The organism is Litoribaculum gwangyangense (assembly GCF_039543505.1).
In the GTDB taxonomy this organism is placed as follows: domain Bacteria; phylum Bacteroidota; class Bacteroidia; order Flavobacteriales; family Flavobacteriaceae; genus Litoribaculum; species Litoribaculum gwangyangense.
In genome coordinates this window covers 283,404-300,041 of record NZ_BAABJW010000002.1, presented here as the reverse complement: position 1 = coordinate 300,041, position 16,638 = coordinate 283,404, and the positions used below count along the sequence as shown (strand labels likewise).

Below are 16,638 nucleotides of genomic sequence, written 5' to 3'. Positions count from 1 at the left end.
TTGTTCAATCTTTGATTTATTTATAATTTTCAAAGATTATAATAATTCTCTAGGATCTGTAACAACTCCAGTAATTGCCGCTGCAGCTGCAACCAATGGACTAGCTAACATCGTTCTGGAACCAGGACCTTGACGTCCTTCGAAGTTCCTGTTAGAGGTGCTAACCGCATATTTACCAGCCGGAATTTTATCATCATTCATGGCCAAACAAGCAGAACATCCTGGTTGGCGCAATGTAAAGCCTGCTTCGGTAATAATATCTAGAATACCTTCTTCCTTAATTTTATCTTCTACTTCGTGAGAACCTGGAACTAACCAAGCCGTCACATTTTCAGCTTTTTTCTTTCCTTTTACTATGGATGCAAATGCTCTAAAGTCTTCAATTCTACCATTGGTACAACTTCCCAAGAAGACATAATCTACTTTTTTTCCTAACATGGAATCATTTTCATCATACCCCATATACTCCAAAGATTTTTTGTAGGTAGCTACACCACCTTCAACAGCCTCTGCATTTGGGATATTTTTAGAAATTCCAATACCCATTCCAGGATTAGTCCCGTAAGTTATCATAGGTTCTATATCCGCGGCATTAAATGTAAGTTCTTTATCAAACTTAGCACCTTCATCAGTTTTTAAAGTTTTCCAATGTGCAACCGCTTTGTCCCAGTCCTCACCTTTAAGGGATAATGGTTTGTCTTTTAAATATGCAAAGGTTGTCTCGTCTGGAGCTATCATACCACCCCGGGCTCCCATTTCAATAGAAAGGTTACATACTGTCATACGACCTTCCATCGTCATATTTTCAAAAACATCACCGGCATACTCCACAAAATAACCGGTTGCCCCAGAGGTAGTTAATTGAGAAATAATGTATAGAGCCACATCTTTTGGGGTTACCCCTTTGCCCAAATTACCATTAATATTAATGCGCATTTTTTTTGGCTTGGGTTGCATGATGCACTGTGTAGAAAGCACCATTTCTACTTCGGAAGTTCCTATACCAAATGCAATGGCACCAAAAGCACCATGGGTTGATGTGTGGGAATCTCCACAAACTATAGTTGCTCCTGGGAATGTTATACCATTTTCAGGGCCAACTACGTGTACAATACCATTTTTTTTATGTCCTAAACCCCAATGGCTAATACCATATTCGTTTGAATTATCTTCTAAAGCTTTAAGCTGATTTGCAGATAAGGGATCTTCAACAGGTAAATGTTGGTTTATCGTTGGAGTATTATGATCTGCCGTAGCAAAAGTACGTTCGGGATATAATACTTTTAATCCTCTACTTTTCAATCCTAAAAAGGCTACTGGACTAGTTACCTCGTGGATAAAATGACGGTCTATAAAAAACACATCAGGACCTCCTTCAATCTTTCTTACAACATGGGAATCCCATACCTTATCAAACAATGTTTTGCTCATAAATAATTTAAGTTTTGTATAACCTATATCCGAAACTAATCAGTTTGAATATTAAGTTGAATATCAGTAGAACAAATTTATATTTTATTACAGTTATTTAAAACTTTATACCTCTTAGTTATTGAATTTTTATAAAATTGCCAATAGATATTATATTAACTGAATTTTATTCAATAGAAGTATAGGTTTGTTTATAATTTTTAAACTTGAAAATAATAGGCGTTTATTCCAATCTATTGGCAACAAATTCCACTTCAGTTTTACCATGGGGTTTTGCTTTTCCATCAGCTCCCAAATTCACCATAACTATGTTTGAAATAGTAATTATAGTTTCTCTGGTCATTTTATTTCTAACCTCACAACTTAATGTTAATGACGCTTTGCCAAATTTAACCACTTCAATTCCTATTTCTATAATATCGCCTTGTTTAGCAGAAGACTTAAAGTCGATTTCGCTCATGTATTTAGTCACCACTTTTTGGTTTTCTAATTGAATGATGGTATAAAGTGCTGCCTCTTCATCAATCCAATCTAATAAACGACCTCCAAAAAGCGTACCGTTGGCATTTAAATCTTCAGGTTTTATCCATTTTCTTGTATGAAATCTCATAATGTAGTGTTTTAAAATAGGTTTTATTAATTATTATTTTTTTGGGGTATTTTAAGTGAATATCCTAATTCAGAATTTATTTTTTTTATAAAATAAGATGAAAGCAATGGTGACTCCTTTTCTATATTTTGATGAATGAAAAAATCGATTTCCCTAATGCCTTGCCTCTTCCAATCTTTCAACTTCATAATCCAATCGTCCAAACGAGAATAATCACTTTTATGATTGGCACCCACAAAGCGCACAAAGGCAGTGGCATTGGTTAAGCGCATATGCATTAAATCTCTGCGCCCTGCAGTATCAACAATAACGTTAGAGATATTGTTTTCTTCCAATAATTGATGTAAATCATCTGCTATGATTTTATCGTTATACCAATCAGTATGCCTAAACTCCATAGCCAATGGAATTTCTTTTGGCCAACTTTCAACAAAGGCAACTACTCTATCAAAATCCTTAGGTGCAAAATTATTATTCATTTGTAAGAAAATGGTTCCCAACTTTTCTTTTAAATTGGAGGCGTTATACAAATAATTTTCAACCACTTTTTGAGTGTCTAACAAGCGCTTCCAATGACTTATTTCTTGATTTAATTTAGGGAAAAACTTAAAACCTTCAGGTGTTTTATCATACCAAGTCGAAAACTGTTCTGCAGGAAAAATGCGGTAAAAGGTGGCATTTAATTCAATAGAATTGAACTGACTTGAGTAGTAAACCAACTCATCTTTGGTCCCCCTGGGATAAAACCCTTTTAAATCGGCTTTATTCCATTTGGCACACCCGATATATATATCTGGAATGTAATCATTCTTAAATTTGTTCAGTATGCGTTTGGTATCGGGATGGTCTTTTGGGAATGTAAAATCTATATTTTCTGGGTTTTCAACACTTCCAAACTTCATTTTAATTTTTTTTTAAATATAAAAAATCTTTATTGTTAATAAGGTCGTTAATAATTATAATTTGGTCACCCTATTAAAGGGGTTTATAATCTATATTTTTAGTGAAAACTTCACGACATGAACACTAGAGAATTAGACTTAAAGAGTATACGTCCAGAAATTTTATCAGCCACAATTAATGATCATATGAGTTCTGAGGAACGATTTCAAAATTTGGTATTACGCCCCATAATTAAATTTCAAAATGATTTGCTTATTGAAGCTTTTAAAAATTATGTTGCCAAACATAAATCTGTTTTTTATAGTTTATCGTTAGAAAAACGTATGATTTATATTGAAAATGCCGTTCAAAAAGATATGAAGTTTCGTAACTCACTAAAAGGCATGATTATAGGTGTTTTTACTGTTGAAGAATATAAAATTTACATCCAGAATTCATCTGCCTTAAATAAACGAATGATGAATATTGTAAAGGATAGACTGCTAAGTAATATTCAACTTTTTGAAAAACCAGAACTTCTAACCGCTGTTTAAATTTAATGACCCTAAAACAACAACTTTTACAAATCTGCAACGAGCGTGTAGATAAGCGAATTAATGACTACAAAGAAGAGATTGCATTAATCAAAGAATCCATTGAGAGTAATGACAAAGGTGACTCGGAAGATGATGACTCCGGTAACGGCAAATTACTAAACGATTTAGAAAAGAATTTAGAGCATTTGAATGATGCCCAAAAAACAAAAATATATTTACAAAACATTAGAACCAGCATTAACTCTAATGATGTGGTTTTAGGAAGCCTAGTAAAAACCAACTTGATGAATTTTTACATCTCTACCAGTATTGGCAAAATTGATTTGGAAGGTGAAAGTTATTATGCCATTTCATTAAACTCTCCTATTGGTCAATTATTGAGAAATAAGTTAGTAAACGACCAATTTGAGTTTAATCAATCCAAATACATCATCAAGGAAATTATATAAGGGACACACCATTTAAATCGGTGGTCAATACATCGCTCATGTAATCAAAATATGGGCGAATGGCCTTGAAGGCTTCATCAATTTCGGTTATAAAACCTGCGTCTAAAACTTCTTCGTCCGTAAATTTTTTGGTGAATATGTATTGTTTTTTCTTGATTAAATCTATGGCTTTATGGTCTTTGCTAAAACCTTTTGGTGCCATTTTAACCTCGTCGCCCACAAAACCGCCCCAAATAGATTTTATCTTTTTATCTTCTAGAATTTCTCTAATTTCACTATCATCCATTTCAAATTCTTTTCTTATTCTAAGTAAATCCGCCGGTTCTGGTTCCCAAAAGCCAGTGGCAATAAAACTTTCGTTATTAGGTTGAATGTGTACATAATAACCACCTCTTAATTTTGGCTTTGAGCGATGAAATGATCCTCCAAAATGGGTTTTATAAGGCAACTTATTTTTAGAAAAGCGAACATCTCTGTAAATTCTAAAAATTTTTATTTTGTCAATATCGTCGTGTTTGTTCAAATTTTCATAAACCTTGTTGTAAAAACCCTTTACTTGTTTTTCAATGGATTTAAACTCTGACTTATGATCATTAAACCAATCTCGGTTATTGTTTTTTTGCAATTTTTCAAAAAATGTAAAAACAGATTTTGGTATGGTTGGATTCATAATAATTTGTTTCTTTAAATCTAACAAAAATGAGGGTATTAATCAAATTCTATCTTTTTAAGTATCAATCCCGATGCAGGCGCAATATATTCCATTTTTATTTCGCTGTTAGGTAATAAACTGGTTTTAATATCATCCAAGGTCAATTTTCCCTTACCTAAATCTATTAAAGCCCCCATCATCAATCGAATTTGGTTTCTCATAAAACCTTTACCTTTTACACGAAGAAGGTAAGACTTGTTTGGGAAAAAATTTGCGGAATATAAATTATTATCAATTACTTCGCAGGTTAAAATCTCACGAGTATATATGCCGTTATCTGTTGGTTTATAACAATATGATTTGATAAAATGTTCTCCCTCGAAAAGTTTGGCGCCTAGTTTCATTAGTTCAATATCTAAATCATCTAAAATAGTCGTCATTATGGGTGCACAGAAAGGATGGCATTTCTCACCAAATGTAAAAAGATATATATATTCCTTGACTTTTGGATGATTTATGATGTTAAATGTTTTATCAACTTCCTTAATGTTTAGAGCTCGTATATCTTGAGGTAAATTATTGTTGAATAATTCCAAAAAGGCTTCCAAATCTTCAATAGGCTCATCTATAAACAATTCAATAGCGGCATTTTCAGCGGATACCATAGCATCTGTTCTTCCAGAACTTAAACTTTTAAAAGGCTTTCCTTCTAATATAAAATTCAAGGTTCTATCTACCATTAAATGCAGCGTTTTTACATTGGGCTGCTTTTGCCAACCATGAAACCGATAACCTAAATATTGAATATTGATGAGATAAAAATACTTTTTCATTTCTTTAATTAAATGAATACGGAATGTAAGTTAATTATTATTTGTAGCAAAAAATTTATAACTTGTATTCATATAAATCAACTAAACCAAAATTTTATGAGTAATCAATCAACTACTAAACCACCAGTTTGGTTTTGGATTATTAGTGTTATTGCACTTATTTGGAATGCAATGGGTGTCGACCAATATTTAGGACAAGCCTACAAAACAGAACGTTGGAAATCTGCCTTAACTGATGAGCAATTAGAAATAATTTTAAATTTTCCCTCCTGGCTTACCGCAGCTTTTGCTATAGCAGTTTTTGCTGGCGCCTTAGGTAGTTTAGGTCTTTTATTGAGAAAAAAATGGGCATACTCCCTTTTGGTATTGTCGTTAATTGCGGTGATTGTTCAAATGGGATATATATTGTCTCAAGGTCATGCTGATAATATGGCTATGACTATAAGCATTATAGTCTTTTCATTATTGTTGGTATGGTTTTCTAAAAAATCACTTTCTAAAGGTTGGATTTCATAAAAATAAGCATCTATTAACAATAAAAAGGCTTTTGATTATCAAAAGCCTTTTTTATGAACCGTAATACAAAACGTTTAAAATATCGTCATCGATGCGTTTGGGCTTTTGTGTGCTTTTATCCATCAAACACCAAGTGGTTTTTCCTTTTACAATTAATTTATCATTTTTAAAAATTTCGACAAAGCGAATAGATTTTGCTCCAGAGCTTTCACCAACATTAGTTTTTATTGTTAGCTCATCACCCATTTTAGCCTGACCTAAGTAATCAACTTCATGTCTTAAAACAACCCAAAAGTATTTTGAATCTATATCGATGCTTGATAATTGTTGCCAATGCTTTTCAGAAATATCATTAATCCATTTTACATAAACCACGTTGTTAACATGATGTAAATTATCAATCTGTTCTTTTGAAACTGTAATAGTGTATTGATATGAAGCACCTATTTTATCCACTATTATTTATGCCTTCCTTTAAGTTCTTTTTCTATATCTTTCAACGTAAAGCCTTTGGCTTTTAACAACATTAAGTAATGAAACATCAAATCTGAAGCCTCATAAAGAAATAGTTCATCATTATCATCTAGGGCTTCAATAACAGTTTCAACAGCCTCCTCACCTACTTTTTGGGCTATTTTATTAATACCTTTTTCAAATAAACTTGCCACATAAGATTTATTGGTGTCTTTATTCGCAACGCGTTCAGCAATGACTTGCTCTAGAGTTGAAAAAAATCCGAAATTTGATTGGTTTTCTTCTCCCCAGCAGGTATCGGTTCCTTTATGACATGTTGGACCCACAGGATTTACCTGAATAAGTAAGGTATCGTTATCGCAATCGTTTTTAATATTGATAAGATTTAAAAAGTTACCACTCTCCTCGCCTTTTGTCCATAAACGTTGCTTACTTCTACTAAAAAAAGTGACTAGTTTGGTTTCCAAGGTTTTGTTATACGCTTCTTCATTCATATAGCCTAACATCAACACTTTTTTTGTTGTGGCATCTTGAATAATTACAGGTGCCAATCCTTGTTTATCGTACTTTATCTTCATAATCTAACTGCTATGTTATGAGCTCTTAATTCTTTTTTTAATTCTGGAATTGGTATTTCACCAAAATGAAAAACACTTGCTGCCAAGGCTGCATCTGCTTTTCCGTCTTTAAAAGTATCAATGAAATGTTGTACATTTCCAGCACCACCAGATGCTATTATTGGGATATTCAATTCAGAAGATAATTTAGCTAATGCATCATTTGCAAAACCGTTTTTGGTGCCATCATGATTCATGGAGGTGAACAAAATTTCACCGGCGCCGCGTTGTTCAACTTCTTTAGCCCATTCAAATAAATCAATATCGGTTGGAATGCTACCTCCTGCCAAATGTACTTTCCATTTCCCATCAACTTTTTTAGCATCTATAGCCACTACCACACATTGACTTCCAAATTTTTCAGCGAGTTCATTAACTAATTCAGGTCTTTTTACTGCTGAAGAATTAATAGAAACTTTGTCTGCACCACATTTTAACAAGGCATCAACATCTTCAATGGAAGAAATGCCACCCCCAACAGTAAAAGGGATATTAACTTGTTCTGCTACATGTAAAACCATATCTAATGTAGTAGCACGACCTTCTAAAGTTGCTGAGATATCTAAGAAAACTAATTCGTCTGCCCCTAGACTTGCATATTGTTTTGCAAGTTCAACCGGATCTCCAGCATCTATTAAATCAACAAAATTAACGCCTTTTACGGTGCGTCCATTTTTAATATCTAGGCAAGGTATAATTCGTTTTGTGAGCATTATTTATATGAATTTTTCTAAATCTTTTAAACCGATCCTATTTTCATAGATGGCTTTTCCTATAATGACACCTTCACATCCTATTTCTTTTAAAATGGGTAATTCTGAAATATTAGAAATACCACCTGAGGCAATTAATTTTATAGACTGACCACTGCTACTATTTGAACATTCTTCAATGATTTGTTTATATAAATCTACTGAAGGCCCTTCTAGCATACCATCTTTAGAAATATCTGTACAGATAACATATTGAATACTTTTCTTTTGGTATGACTTTATAAAAGGAATAACTTCTTCCTTACTTTGCTCCATCCAGCCACTTATGGATATTTTACCAGCATCACTATCTGCACCTAAAATAATTTTAGCAGCACCATATTTAGAAATCCACCCTTCAAAAGTCTTAGGGTCTTTAACCGCTATACTGCCACCAGTAATTTGTTTAGCACCAGAGTTAAAAGCAATATGCAAATCTTCATTGGTTTTTAATCCACCTCCAAAATCAATTTTAAGACTAGTTTTGGATGCTATTTGTTCTAAAACTTTATAATTGACAATATGTTTCGCTTTAGCACCGTCTAAATCTACCAAATGTAAATATTGTATTCCAGCATCTTCAAAAGCTTTAGCGATTTCCAGAGGGCTTTCACTATATATTTTTTTGGTTCCGTAATCACCTTTGGTTAGACGAACACATTTTCCGTCTATAATATCAATCGCTGGTATAATTCTCATTTTATAGTTCTAAAAAATTTTTTAAAATTTGTTCTCCTGCTAAACTACTCTTTTCAGGATGAAATTGAACGCCATAAAAATTATTATGTTGTAAAGCAGAAGCATAATTAATACCATAATCTGTAGCAGCAATGGTTTCGTTGCAGTGTTCGGCGTAATAGCTGTGCACCAAGTACATGTACTCATTTTCTTTTATTCCTTTAAACAAATCAGATTTTAGGTTTTTAATGACATTCCATCCCATTTGTGGCACTTTCAAATCATTAGAAAATCGTTTTACATCTGTTTGAAAAACACCTAATCCCTTTGTGTTTCCCTCTTCAGTAGATTTACATAATAATTGCATACCCAAGCAAATACCTAAAACAGGTTGTTTTAATTTAGGTATCAATATATCGATTCCACTATCAATTAACATTTCCATGGCAGTACTAGCCTCACCTACACCAGGAAAAATAATTTTATCAGCTGCTAAAATTTCTTCAGGATTATTGGACAAAATGGCGTCATACCCCAACCGTTTGAATGCAAATTGAATACTTTTTATATTCCCTGCACCGTAATTAATAATTACTAATTTCATTACAACATACCTTTTGTTGACGGCAAAATCATTTTTTCAATATCCCGTTTTACAGCCATTTTAATGGCTTTTGCGAAGGCCTTAAAAATAGCTTCAATTTTGTGATGCTCATTTGTACCTTGCGCTTTAATATTCAAATTACATTTGGCACCATCGGTAAACGATTTGAAGAAATGATAAAACATCTCGGTTGGCATTTTACCAATCATTTCACGCTTAAAATCAGCTTCCCAAACTAACCAATTTCTGCCACCAAAATCAATGGCTGCCTGAGCATAGCAATCATCCATGGGTAGGCAAAAACCATAACGTTCAATACCTAATTTATTACCCAAAACTTTATGAAACAATTCTCCCAAAGCAATGGCGGTATCTTCTATTGTATGATGTTCATCAACCTCCAGGTCGCCATCAACTTTTATGTTTAAATCTAATTGACCATGACGTGCAATTTGGTCTAACATATGGTCAAAAAAAGCTATACCAGTATCTATTTTACTTTTTCCAGTACCGTCAAGGTTTAGTTGGATGGCTATTTTTGTTTCATTGGTGTTTCTAATGATCCCACCTGATCGCTCATCTGCCTTTAAAAACGCATAAATTTTCGCCCAATCATTACTCTCAAGAGCAATATATTTATCCAATTCTTCACGTTTTACCGTAATTTCATCAGTTCCTAAATGGGTCTCATCATTAATATAAATTCCTTTAGCACCAAGGTTTTTAGCCAATTCAATATCCGTTAATCTATCCCCAATGACAAAAGAATTTTCCAAATCGTAATCATCAGAAAAATATTTTGTTAACAAACCAGTATTTGGTTTTCTTGTTGGTGCATTATCTTTGGCAAATGTTCTATCTATAAACTGCTCTTCAAAAGTAACACCTTCTTCTTTAAAGGTTCTTATAATGAAATTATGAACTGGCCAAAATGTATGCTCTGGATATAACTCTGTTCCCAAACCGTCTTGATTGGTTATCATAACGATTTCATAATCTAACTCATTTGCAATACGCCCTAAATATTGAAATACTTTAGGATAAAATTCAAGTTTTTCAAAAGAATCTATTTGCTCGTCTTCTGGTTCCCTGATGATAGTTCCATCTCGGTCAATAAATAATACTTTTTTCATAAGCTTTTATACCTATACCCATCTCTAAAAAGAGAAAGAGCTTAAGTTATGTAAGTGTTTTAAGTTCTTTTATTAATTTCTTATTCTCATCTGGTGTGCCAACAGTAAACCTCAAACAGTTTTCACATCCTGGCTGCGATGTTCTATTTCTAGTCACGATTCCTTTTTCAATCAACTGGTTATAACGTTTCGTAGCATCATCAACCTTAACCAACACAAAATTGGCATCTGAAGGATATATTTTAGTTACAAAATTAATCTGTTTTAATTCTGAAATGAGATTGTCTCGTCCCTCAAGAATTGATTTAATTTGGTATGTTGTTACCTCCTTTTGCTTTAATTGTTCCCAAGCTTTTTGTTGCGTTAATTCGTTAACATTATAAGGCGGTTTTATATTGTTTAAAACTCTTATAATCTCATGAGATGCGTAACAAATACCTAAACGAATTCCTGCCATTCCGTAGGCTTTTGATAGGGTTTGGGTAACTATTAAATTCGGAAATTCTTCCAGCCTTTGTAACCAACTTTTTTCATTGGAAAAATCTATATAAGCCTCATCAATAACCACTAATCCATTGAATTTTTTTAACAAGTTTTCAATGGATTCCTTTGAAAAACTATTACCTGTTGGATTGTTTGGTGAACATAAAAAGAGTACTTTACTGTTACTATTGGCAACATTTAAAATGGTTTCTACACGAGGTTGAAAATCCTTATTTAAATTAACTTTCTTGATTTCTACGGCATTTAAATTAGCCAAAACCTCATACATCCCATAAGTTGGAGGCAGAATGATTATATTGTCTTGATTTGGTTCACAAAATGCTCTAAAAATCAAATCCAAAACTTCATCACTACCATTTCCTAATAATATATTTTTTACTGAAACCTTTTTAATTTCAGATAGTATGGATTTCAACGTTCTTTGTTGTGGGTCTGGATAACGATTCACGCCATTTTCAAAAGGGTTTTCATTGGCATCCAAAAACACCATAGCATCAGTATTGCCTTGAAACTCATCTCTAGCCGACGAATATGGCTTTAGGGCTTTTATATTAGGTCTAATTAAATCTTGGATATTCATTTCTTTAAATCCTTTAATCTTATGGAAACGGCATTTTTGTGCGCTTGCAAGCCTTCTGCTTCCGCCATTAACTCTATGGTTTCTCCAATATTTAAAAGGCCTTCTTTTGATATTTTTTGAAACGTCATACTCTTTAAAAAACTATCTAAATTCACACCGGAATAGGCCTTACTAAAGCCGTTCGTGGGCAATGTATGGTTGGTCCCAGAGGCATAATCGCCTGCGCTTTCTGGTGTGTAATCACCTATAAAAATAGAACCTGCATTACAGGTGCCATCAACAAAGAATGCTTCATTTTTTACACAAATAATAAAATGTTCTGGACCATATTCATTAATTAACTCCAACGCTATGTTATCATCTTCTATTAAAATCAACTTAGAATTATCAATTGCTCGTTGAGCTATATCCTTACGTGGAAGTATAGCAAGTTGAGATTTAATTTCTTCTGAAACAGCAGCGATTAAACTCTTTGAAGTCGATACCAAAATGACTTGGCTATCTATACCATGTTCTGCTTGGCTCAACAAGTCTGAAGCAACATAGGAGGCGTTTGCACTATCATCAGCAACAACCAATAATTCACTGGGGCCAGCTGGCATATCTATTGCAACTCCATACTTAGTGGCTAATTGCTTGGCTACCGTTACATACTGATTCCCTGGTCCGAAAATTTTATAAACTTTTGGAATCGTTTCTGTACCAAACGTTAAACCTGCAATCGCTTGAATACCTCCAACTTTTAGAATTTTGGTAACACCACAAAGTTTTGCAGCAAAGAGAATCTCAGGGGCTAAATTCTTTTCTTTATTTGGTGGTGAACATAAAATAATATCTTTACAACCAGCTATTTGTGCTGGTATTGCCAACATCAACACTGTAGAAAATAAAGGCGCAGTACCACCAGGAATGTATAATCCTACCTTTTGAATAGCTCTCTTTTCTTGCCAACATTCAACACCGTTGGTTGTTTCTAAATATACTTTGGATGTTTTTTGAGCTAGATGGAAAGCTTCAATATTTTTTTTAGCTTTCTTAATAGCATTTTGAAGTTTAACGGGTACTTTGCTAACCGCATCATTAATCTCTTTTTCAGTAACCAAATTTGATTCTAATGAAATACCATCAAATTTTAGTGTGTATTTTTTTATGGCCGAATCGCCATCGATTTTAACTTCATTAAAAATTTGAATAACTAAGCTTTCAATATCGTCAACTGTTTGAGTTGGGCGCTTTAAAACTTCCTGCCATTCGCTTTTATTTGGATTTTCAATGATTTTCATAATTAAAGCACCATTTTTTCAATTGGACAAACTAAAATGCCTTGAGCACCATTTACTTTTAGCTCATCGATAACATCCCAAAATTCGTTTTTACTGATGACTGAGTGAACCGAACTCCAACCCTTTTCCGCAAGTGGTAAAACGGTTGGACTTTTCATTCCTGGTAAAATACTGATGATTTTATCTAATTTATCATTTGGCGCATTCAACAAAATATACTTGGATTGCCTTCCCTTTAAAACCGATTTAATTCTGAATTGAATAGTATCTAAAATAGCTTGTTTATCTTCGCTTAAAATGGGAGATACCGCTAAAACAGCTTCACTTTTTAATATGGTTTCTACTTCTTTTAAATTGTTTTTAAACAAGGTACTTCCGCTTGAAACGATATCACAAATGGCGTCGGCCAACCCAATATTAGGTGCAATTTCCACAGACCCATTAATGATATGAAGATTGGCATTAACGCCATTTTTATCTAAATAATCTCGAACGGTATTTGGGTAAGAGGTCGCGATGCGTTTACCTTCCAAATCTTTTAATCCATTATATTTGGTAGCTTTCGGAACCGCTATACAAACTCTACAGGTTGAAAAACCAAGTTTTTCTGCAATATTGATACCGTTGCCTTTTTCAATTAAAACATTTTCTCCTATAATGGCAGCATCCACGACACCATCTTTTAAATATTGTGGAATATCTCCATTTCTTAAATAAAAAACCTCGACGGGGAAACCTTTAGCCGAAGCCTTTAATTGGTCTTTTCCGTTATCAATGTTAATACCTATGTCCTTTAAAATTTGCATGGAATCCTCATTGAGGCGACCAGCTTTTTGAACAGCAATTCTTAATTTACTCATTTTTATTTTAGTTATGAGTTTGAAATAATCAAGTTTAAGTTAAAATTAAAAACCCGCTTGATTATCTCAAACGGGTTTAAAAATATATGTTGAATTTATTCAATACATTTTCAGTTCGCTTGAGTGCAAATTTGAAAATGATGATGTGATTGAATAAAAATCATGTTTTTTTTGTTTGTACAAATATCTATAATTTATTGTTATAATTCCAAATTAAAAATGCATTTATTACAACTTTTAAAAAATAAACATTTTAAAAAGCATTTTTAATTTAAAATTTAAAATAATGAATGAATAACTGAATTATTTTATTCGTTACATTATTGATTCCCAAGAATGATTGGTAATCCGCTATCACCTGAACCTATAACAATGACCTTGCTATTTGGTGACTCAGACAACTTTAAAGTGGCATCAATGCCCTTATCTTGTAAGATTTTATCGGTTAAGGAAGCACTCAATATTTTATTGGCATCTGCTTTACCTTGGGCTTCAATTCTAACTTTTTCAGCCTCTTTTTCCGCAGTAACCAACCTAAACTCATATTCTAAGGATTCTTGTTCTTGCTTTAATTTGCGTTCAATAGCATCTTTAATAGTATTTGGTAAGGTTACGTCACGAACTAGCACTTCGTTTAATTGTACAAATTGTTTCTCTAAAATCTTTTTTGTTTCAGTAAATATTTCATCCTGTATAGCATCACGCTTACTAGAGTATAATTGTTCCGGGGTGTATCGACCTACCACACTGCGCGCTGCGCTTCGAATTGCAGGCTGTATAACACGCTGTAAGTAGTTTTGACCAAGTGACTGATGTAAATTACCAAGGTCATTATAGACAGGTTCGTACCAAGCAGAAGCATCAATTTGAATTTCCAATCCGTTTGAAGATAAAACTTTCATTTTTTCAAAAAGTTCTTGTTGACGTACCTCGTATACATAAACTTTATTCCAAGGGGCAACTAGATGAAAGCCCTCTCCCATTGGTGGTTCGTCAATAACAACGCCTTCTCCAAAAGTTTTAAATAAAACCCCAGCCTCCCCAGAGTCGATAGTTACGGCCGATTTTGCTAATAAAATGACTAATACGATTCCCGTTATTATTAGAGGTAGTGCAATTTTTGGTAATTTTTCCATGGTGTATTTTTTTTTAAATTAATCCGTAATATTTTCTTAAAAACCACTCCATTCCTAAGCTCAGGGACAGAATAATCAGTAGATATTTCCAATCTATCAAAGGTATGGTATTTTTATTGTTTTTTTGAATTGGCTTGTACCTATTATCACTTAATAAAACATTCACTAAATTTTCGGTTTTATCGATGTGGTAGATACTTCCATTGCTATTAGTAGCTATCTTTTTGAGCTTTGTTACATCTGCACTTAAAAATTGTTGTTCTACGTTGTATTCCAAAATTTGAAAACTTCCAGATTTAGATAAATTCTCGTTGGAAGCTTTTATGGTAAATGTATATGCAGATGGTGCTAAACTACTTAAATCAACTTGGTAATTATTGCCTTTTAAAATTAAAGGAAAGGTTTTAGATTCTTTTGAAATATTATCAACCACTGTAATATTAAGTGTTTCACGAGTATCAAAAACATAGTTTTTATCAAAAAACTCTGCTTTAATTATAATATTGTTGCTACCATTATAAAACGATTCGTATTCGATATTCAATCTGCTTTTCTGCCTATTAGAGGCAAGATATTGAACTAATTTTCCAATAAAATTATCAAATTCATTAAAGGACTTAGAATTTATATAGCTTTGGGCACGCCATTTCCAAATGTTTTCCCCAAACAAAATAGCTTCTCTCCGCTTGTTTTTTTCAAAAGTCGCTAGTAAGGTTTCGTTGGTTGAAACCCCATTTAGTGTTTTTAATAAAACAGTTTCAAATGGGACCGAAAAAATAATGTTTCCGTAATTCGACTCTAAGGGCGGGAACGATTCGAAATTGATATCATCCACTATAAAAGGTGAATAATTTTTGTTCAACTCAGCTTGATAATCCTCAGTTTGATTGGTTATTTCTAAATCAAAGTCTGTATTAATCGAATTCAGAAAATCTAAATCAGTTTTAGTTCCAATTATGAGAAATAAACTGCTGTTTTGGGATTTAAGAATATCGAATAATTGCTTAAATTTATTATTTGGTTGATATACTATAATTAATTGAAATTCATTTATTTGATTTAATATTTCATTTGAATTCAAAAATTCTACTGAGCGTTGTTCGTTACTTTCAATACTCTTTTTTAATGCACCTATATCTGGGTGAATAAAATCACTAACTATAGCTATTTTTGTCTTTTGATTAATGACTTCAACAGCAAAATTTTTAGAATTGTTTACTGTATTCTTTTCATTTTCGAAAGGAATTATTGTCGCCTTATAGTTACTAACTCCTATGGTGTTTGCTGGCAATGTAAAATTGATAACCTTTGAATTAGTATCTTTTGAAAAATTCATTTCTTCTGAATAAATAATTGTATTTCCATTAGAAACCTCAAATTTTGAACTGATATAATCTTCTCCGTTGTAAACCAAAATGGTCTCTACAGGAAATTTGTTTTTTAAGTAGGCGTATTTATTTACGTTAAGTTGCTCAATTTTTAAATCAGAGTGCATAACGGTGTCACCTATAATAATTGGGTAAATAGGTTGTTTGTAAGTGTTTGTAATAAACTGATAATCATTTCCGTATGTCTGATTACCATCTGTAAATAATATTGTTGGAGATACAGTTTGTTTGTAAACCTGGTGTAATTGATTAAACGCTTGGTAAATATTCGTTTGATTTTCAGAAAAAGTTACCGAATCTGTATTTTTTAGGGATTCACCAAACGTATAGAAATCTAAATTAAATTTTTCTTTTAAATTATTATTGTTTGATAATTCATCAATAAAATCAATGGTTTTAGCTTCTTGGTTTAAATATTTTATGGAACTGGAATTATCGATCGCAATAACTAAATTAGGCTTTTCAATAGACAACGTATTTTTTTCAAACCGAGGATTTATTAATAAAAGCAAAACAGAAAACACACTGATAAATCTCAAAAAAACAAAAAGCATGTTTATTTTAGACATGCTTTTTGAATTTTTAAAGTAATGGAAAAGCGCCAATGAAAGTGCTACTATTCCAGCTAGTATGATATATAATAAAGTATATTTCTGCATTTACGATTGACGATTTTTGATTAACGATTTTAAAATTCTA

The 16,638-nt window shown here is 32.6% G+C and carries 19 protein-coding genes; 3 read left to right on the top strand and 16 right to left on the bottom strand.

The annotated features are described in order from the left end of the window. Window positions 1-36: 36 nt before the first annotated feature. The 3 genes from leuC to ABD963_RS06935 all read right to left on the bottom strand — a co-directional run bounded on the left by leuC (window position 37) and on the right by ABD963_RS06935 (window position 2,943). On the bottom strand, window positions 37-1,431 hold the full coding sequence (leuC, locus tag ABD963_RS06945; RefSeq protein WP_345276233.1) for a 3-isopropylmalate dehydratase large subunit: 1,395 nt from the start codon (window positions 1,429-1,431) through the stop codon (window positions 37-39). A 223-nt stretch (window positions 1,432-1,654) separates the two neighbouring features. Beyond that, the gene (locus ABD963_RS06940; RefSeq protein WP_345276232.1) at window positions 1,655-2,041 is read right to left on the bottom strand and encodes an acyl-CoA thioesterase; all 387 of its coding nucleotides are present in this window, start codon (window positions 2,039-2,041) and stop codon (window positions 1,655-1,657) included. Window positions 2,042-2,067: 26 nt separating this feature from the next. Next, complete coding sequence (locus ABD963_RS06935) at window positions 2,068-2,943, bottom strand: DUF72 domain-containing protein (RefSeq protein ID WP_345276231.1); 876 nt, start codon at window positions 2,941-2,943, stop codon at window positions 2,068-2,070. A 117-nt stretch (window positions 2,944-3,060) separates the two neighbouring features. Between ABD963_RS06935 and ABD963_RS06930 the strand changes: the two genes are divergently transcribed. After that, window positions 3,061-3,477, top strand: a complete 417-nt coding sequence (locus ABD963_RS06930) for a glyoxalase (RefSeq protein WP_345276230.1) — start codon at window positions 3,061-3,063, stop codon at window positions 3,475-3,477. Between the two features lie 5 nt (window positions 3,478-3,482). Next, window positions 3,483-3,929, top strand: coding sequence for a hypothetical protein (locus ABD963_RS06925; RefSeq protein WP_345276229.1), 447 nt, complete (start codon window positions 3,483-3,485; stop codon window positions 3,927-3,929). Here ABD963_RS06925 and ABD963_RS06920 read toward each other — a convergent pair. Both ABD963_RS06920 and ABD963_RS06915 read right to left on the bottom strand, forming a co-directional pair. After that, window positions 3,922-4,599 (bottom strand): DUF2461 domain-containing protein, encoded by a 678-nt coding sequence (locus tag ABD963_RS06920; RefSeq protein ID WP_345276228.1) that lies wholly within the window; start codon window positions 4,597-4,599, stop codon window positions 3,922-3,924. The genes ABD963_RS06925 and ABD963_RS06920 overlap by 8 nt on opposite strands. A gap of 38 nt (window positions 4,600-4,637) precedes the next feature. Further along, window positions 4,638-5,414 carry a tRNA pseudouridine synthase A gene (locus ABD963_RS06915; protein WP_345276227.1) on the bottom strand — a complete coding sequence of 259 codons (777 nt, stop codon included), beginning with the start codon at window positions 5,412-5,414 and terminating at the stop codon, window positions 4,638-4,640. 96 nt (window positions 5,415-5,510) lie between these two features. Here ABD963_RS06915 and ABD963_RS06910 point away from each other — a divergent pair, with 96 nt between their 5' ends. After that, window positions 5,511-5,930, top strand: coding sequence for a hypothetical protein (locus ABD963_RS06910; protein WP_345276226.1), 420 nt, complete (start codon window positions 5,511-5,513; stop codon window positions 5,928-5,930). Between the two features lie 51 nt (window positions 5,931-5,981). Here the strand turns inward: ABD963_RS06910 and ABD963_RS06905 are convergent, their stop codons facing one another. From ABD963_RS06905 to ABD963_RS06855, 11 genes are all read right to left on the bottom strand, one after another. Next, on the bottom strand, window positions 5,982-6,386 hold the full coding sequence (locus ABD963_RS06905; protein WP_345276225.1) for an acyl-CoA thioesterase: 405 nt from the start codon (window positions 6,384-6,386) through the stop codon (window positions 5,982-5,984). Window positions 6,387-6,388: 2 nt separating this feature from the next. After that, window positions 6,389-6,982: a bifunctional phosphoribosyl-AMP cyclohydrolase/phosphoribosyl-ATP diphosphatase HisIE gene (gene hisIE, locus ABD963_RS06900; protein WP_345276224.1), complete on the bottom strand. Its 594-nt coding sequence runs from the start codon at window positions 6,980-6,982 to the stop codon at window positions 6,389-6,391. Then, window positions 6,979-7,734 (bottom strand): imidazole glycerol phosphate synthase subunit HisF, encoded by a 756-nt coding sequence (gene hisF / locus ABD963_RS06895; RefSeq protein WP_345276223.1) that lies wholly within the window; start codon window positions 7,732-7,734, stop codon window positions 6,979-6,981. Before hisF ends, hisIE begins: the two co-directional genes overlap by 4 nt. A 3-nt stretch (window positions 7,735-7,737) precedes the next feature. Further along, window positions 7,738-8,472, bottom strand: coding sequence for a 1-(5-phosphoribosyl)-5-[(5-phosphoribosylamino)methylideneamino]imidazole-4-carboxamide isomerase (gene hisA / locus ABD963_RS06890; protein WP_345276222.1), 735 nt, complete (start codon window positions 8,470-8,472; stop codon window positions 7,738-7,740). Between the two features lies 1 nt (window position 8,473). Beyond that, window positions 8,474-9,055 carry an imidazole glycerol phosphate synthase subunit HisH gene (gene hisH / locus ABD963_RS06885; RefSeq protein WP_345276221.1) on the bottom strand — a complete coding sequence of 194 codons (582 nt, stop codon included), beginning with the start codon at window positions 9,053-9,055 and terminating at the stop codon, window positions 8,474-8,476. After that, window positions 9,055-10,188, bottom strand: a complete 1,134-nt coding sequence (gene hisB / locus ABD963_RS06880; RefSeq protein WP_345276220.1) for a bifunctional histidinol-phosphatase/imidazoleglycerol-phosphate dehydratase HisB — start codon at window positions 10,186-10,188, stop codon at window positions 9,055-9,057. The genes hisH and hisB overlap by 1 nt, the downstream gene beginning before the upstream one ends. Window positions 10,189-10,234: 46 nt before the next feature. Next, window positions 10,235-11,272: a histidinol-phosphate transaminase gene (gene hisC / locus ABD963_RS06875; RefSeq protein WP_345276219.1), complete on the bottom strand. Its 1,038-nt coding sequence runs from the start codon at window positions 11,270-11,272 to the stop codon at window positions 10,235-10,237. After that, window positions 11,269-12,555 (bottom strand): histidinol dehydrogenase, encoded by a 1,287-nt coding sequence (gene hisD, locus ABD963_RS06870; protein WP_345276218.1) that lies wholly within the window; start codon window positions 12,553-12,555, stop codon window positions 11,269-11,271. Before hisD ends, hisC begins: the two co-directional genes overlap by 4 nt. Before the next feature lie 2 nt (window positions 12,556-12,557). Next, on the bottom strand, window positions 12,558-13,415 hold the full coding sequence (hisG, locus tag ABD963_RS06865) for an ATP phosphoribosyltransferase (RefSeq protein ID WP_345276217.1): 858 nt from the start codon (window positions 13,413-13,415) through the stop codon (window positions 12,558-12,560). A gap of 320 nt (window positions 13,416-13,735) precedes the next feature. Then, window positions 13,736-14,551 carry a prohibitin family protein gene (locus ABD963_RS06860; protein ID WP_345276216.1) on the bottom strand — a complete coding sequence of 272 codons (816 nt, stop codon included), beginning with the start codon at window positions 14,549-14,551 and terminating at the stop codon, window positions 13,736-13,738. 13 nt (window positions 14,552-14,564) lie between these two features. Further along, a complete protein-coding gene (locus tag ABD963_RS06855; RefSeq protein WP_345276215.1) occupies window positions 14,565-16,598 on the bottom strand; it encodes a vWA domain-containing protein in 2,034 nt (677 codons plus the stop codon). Window positions 16,599-16,638 lie beyond the last annotated feature (40 nt).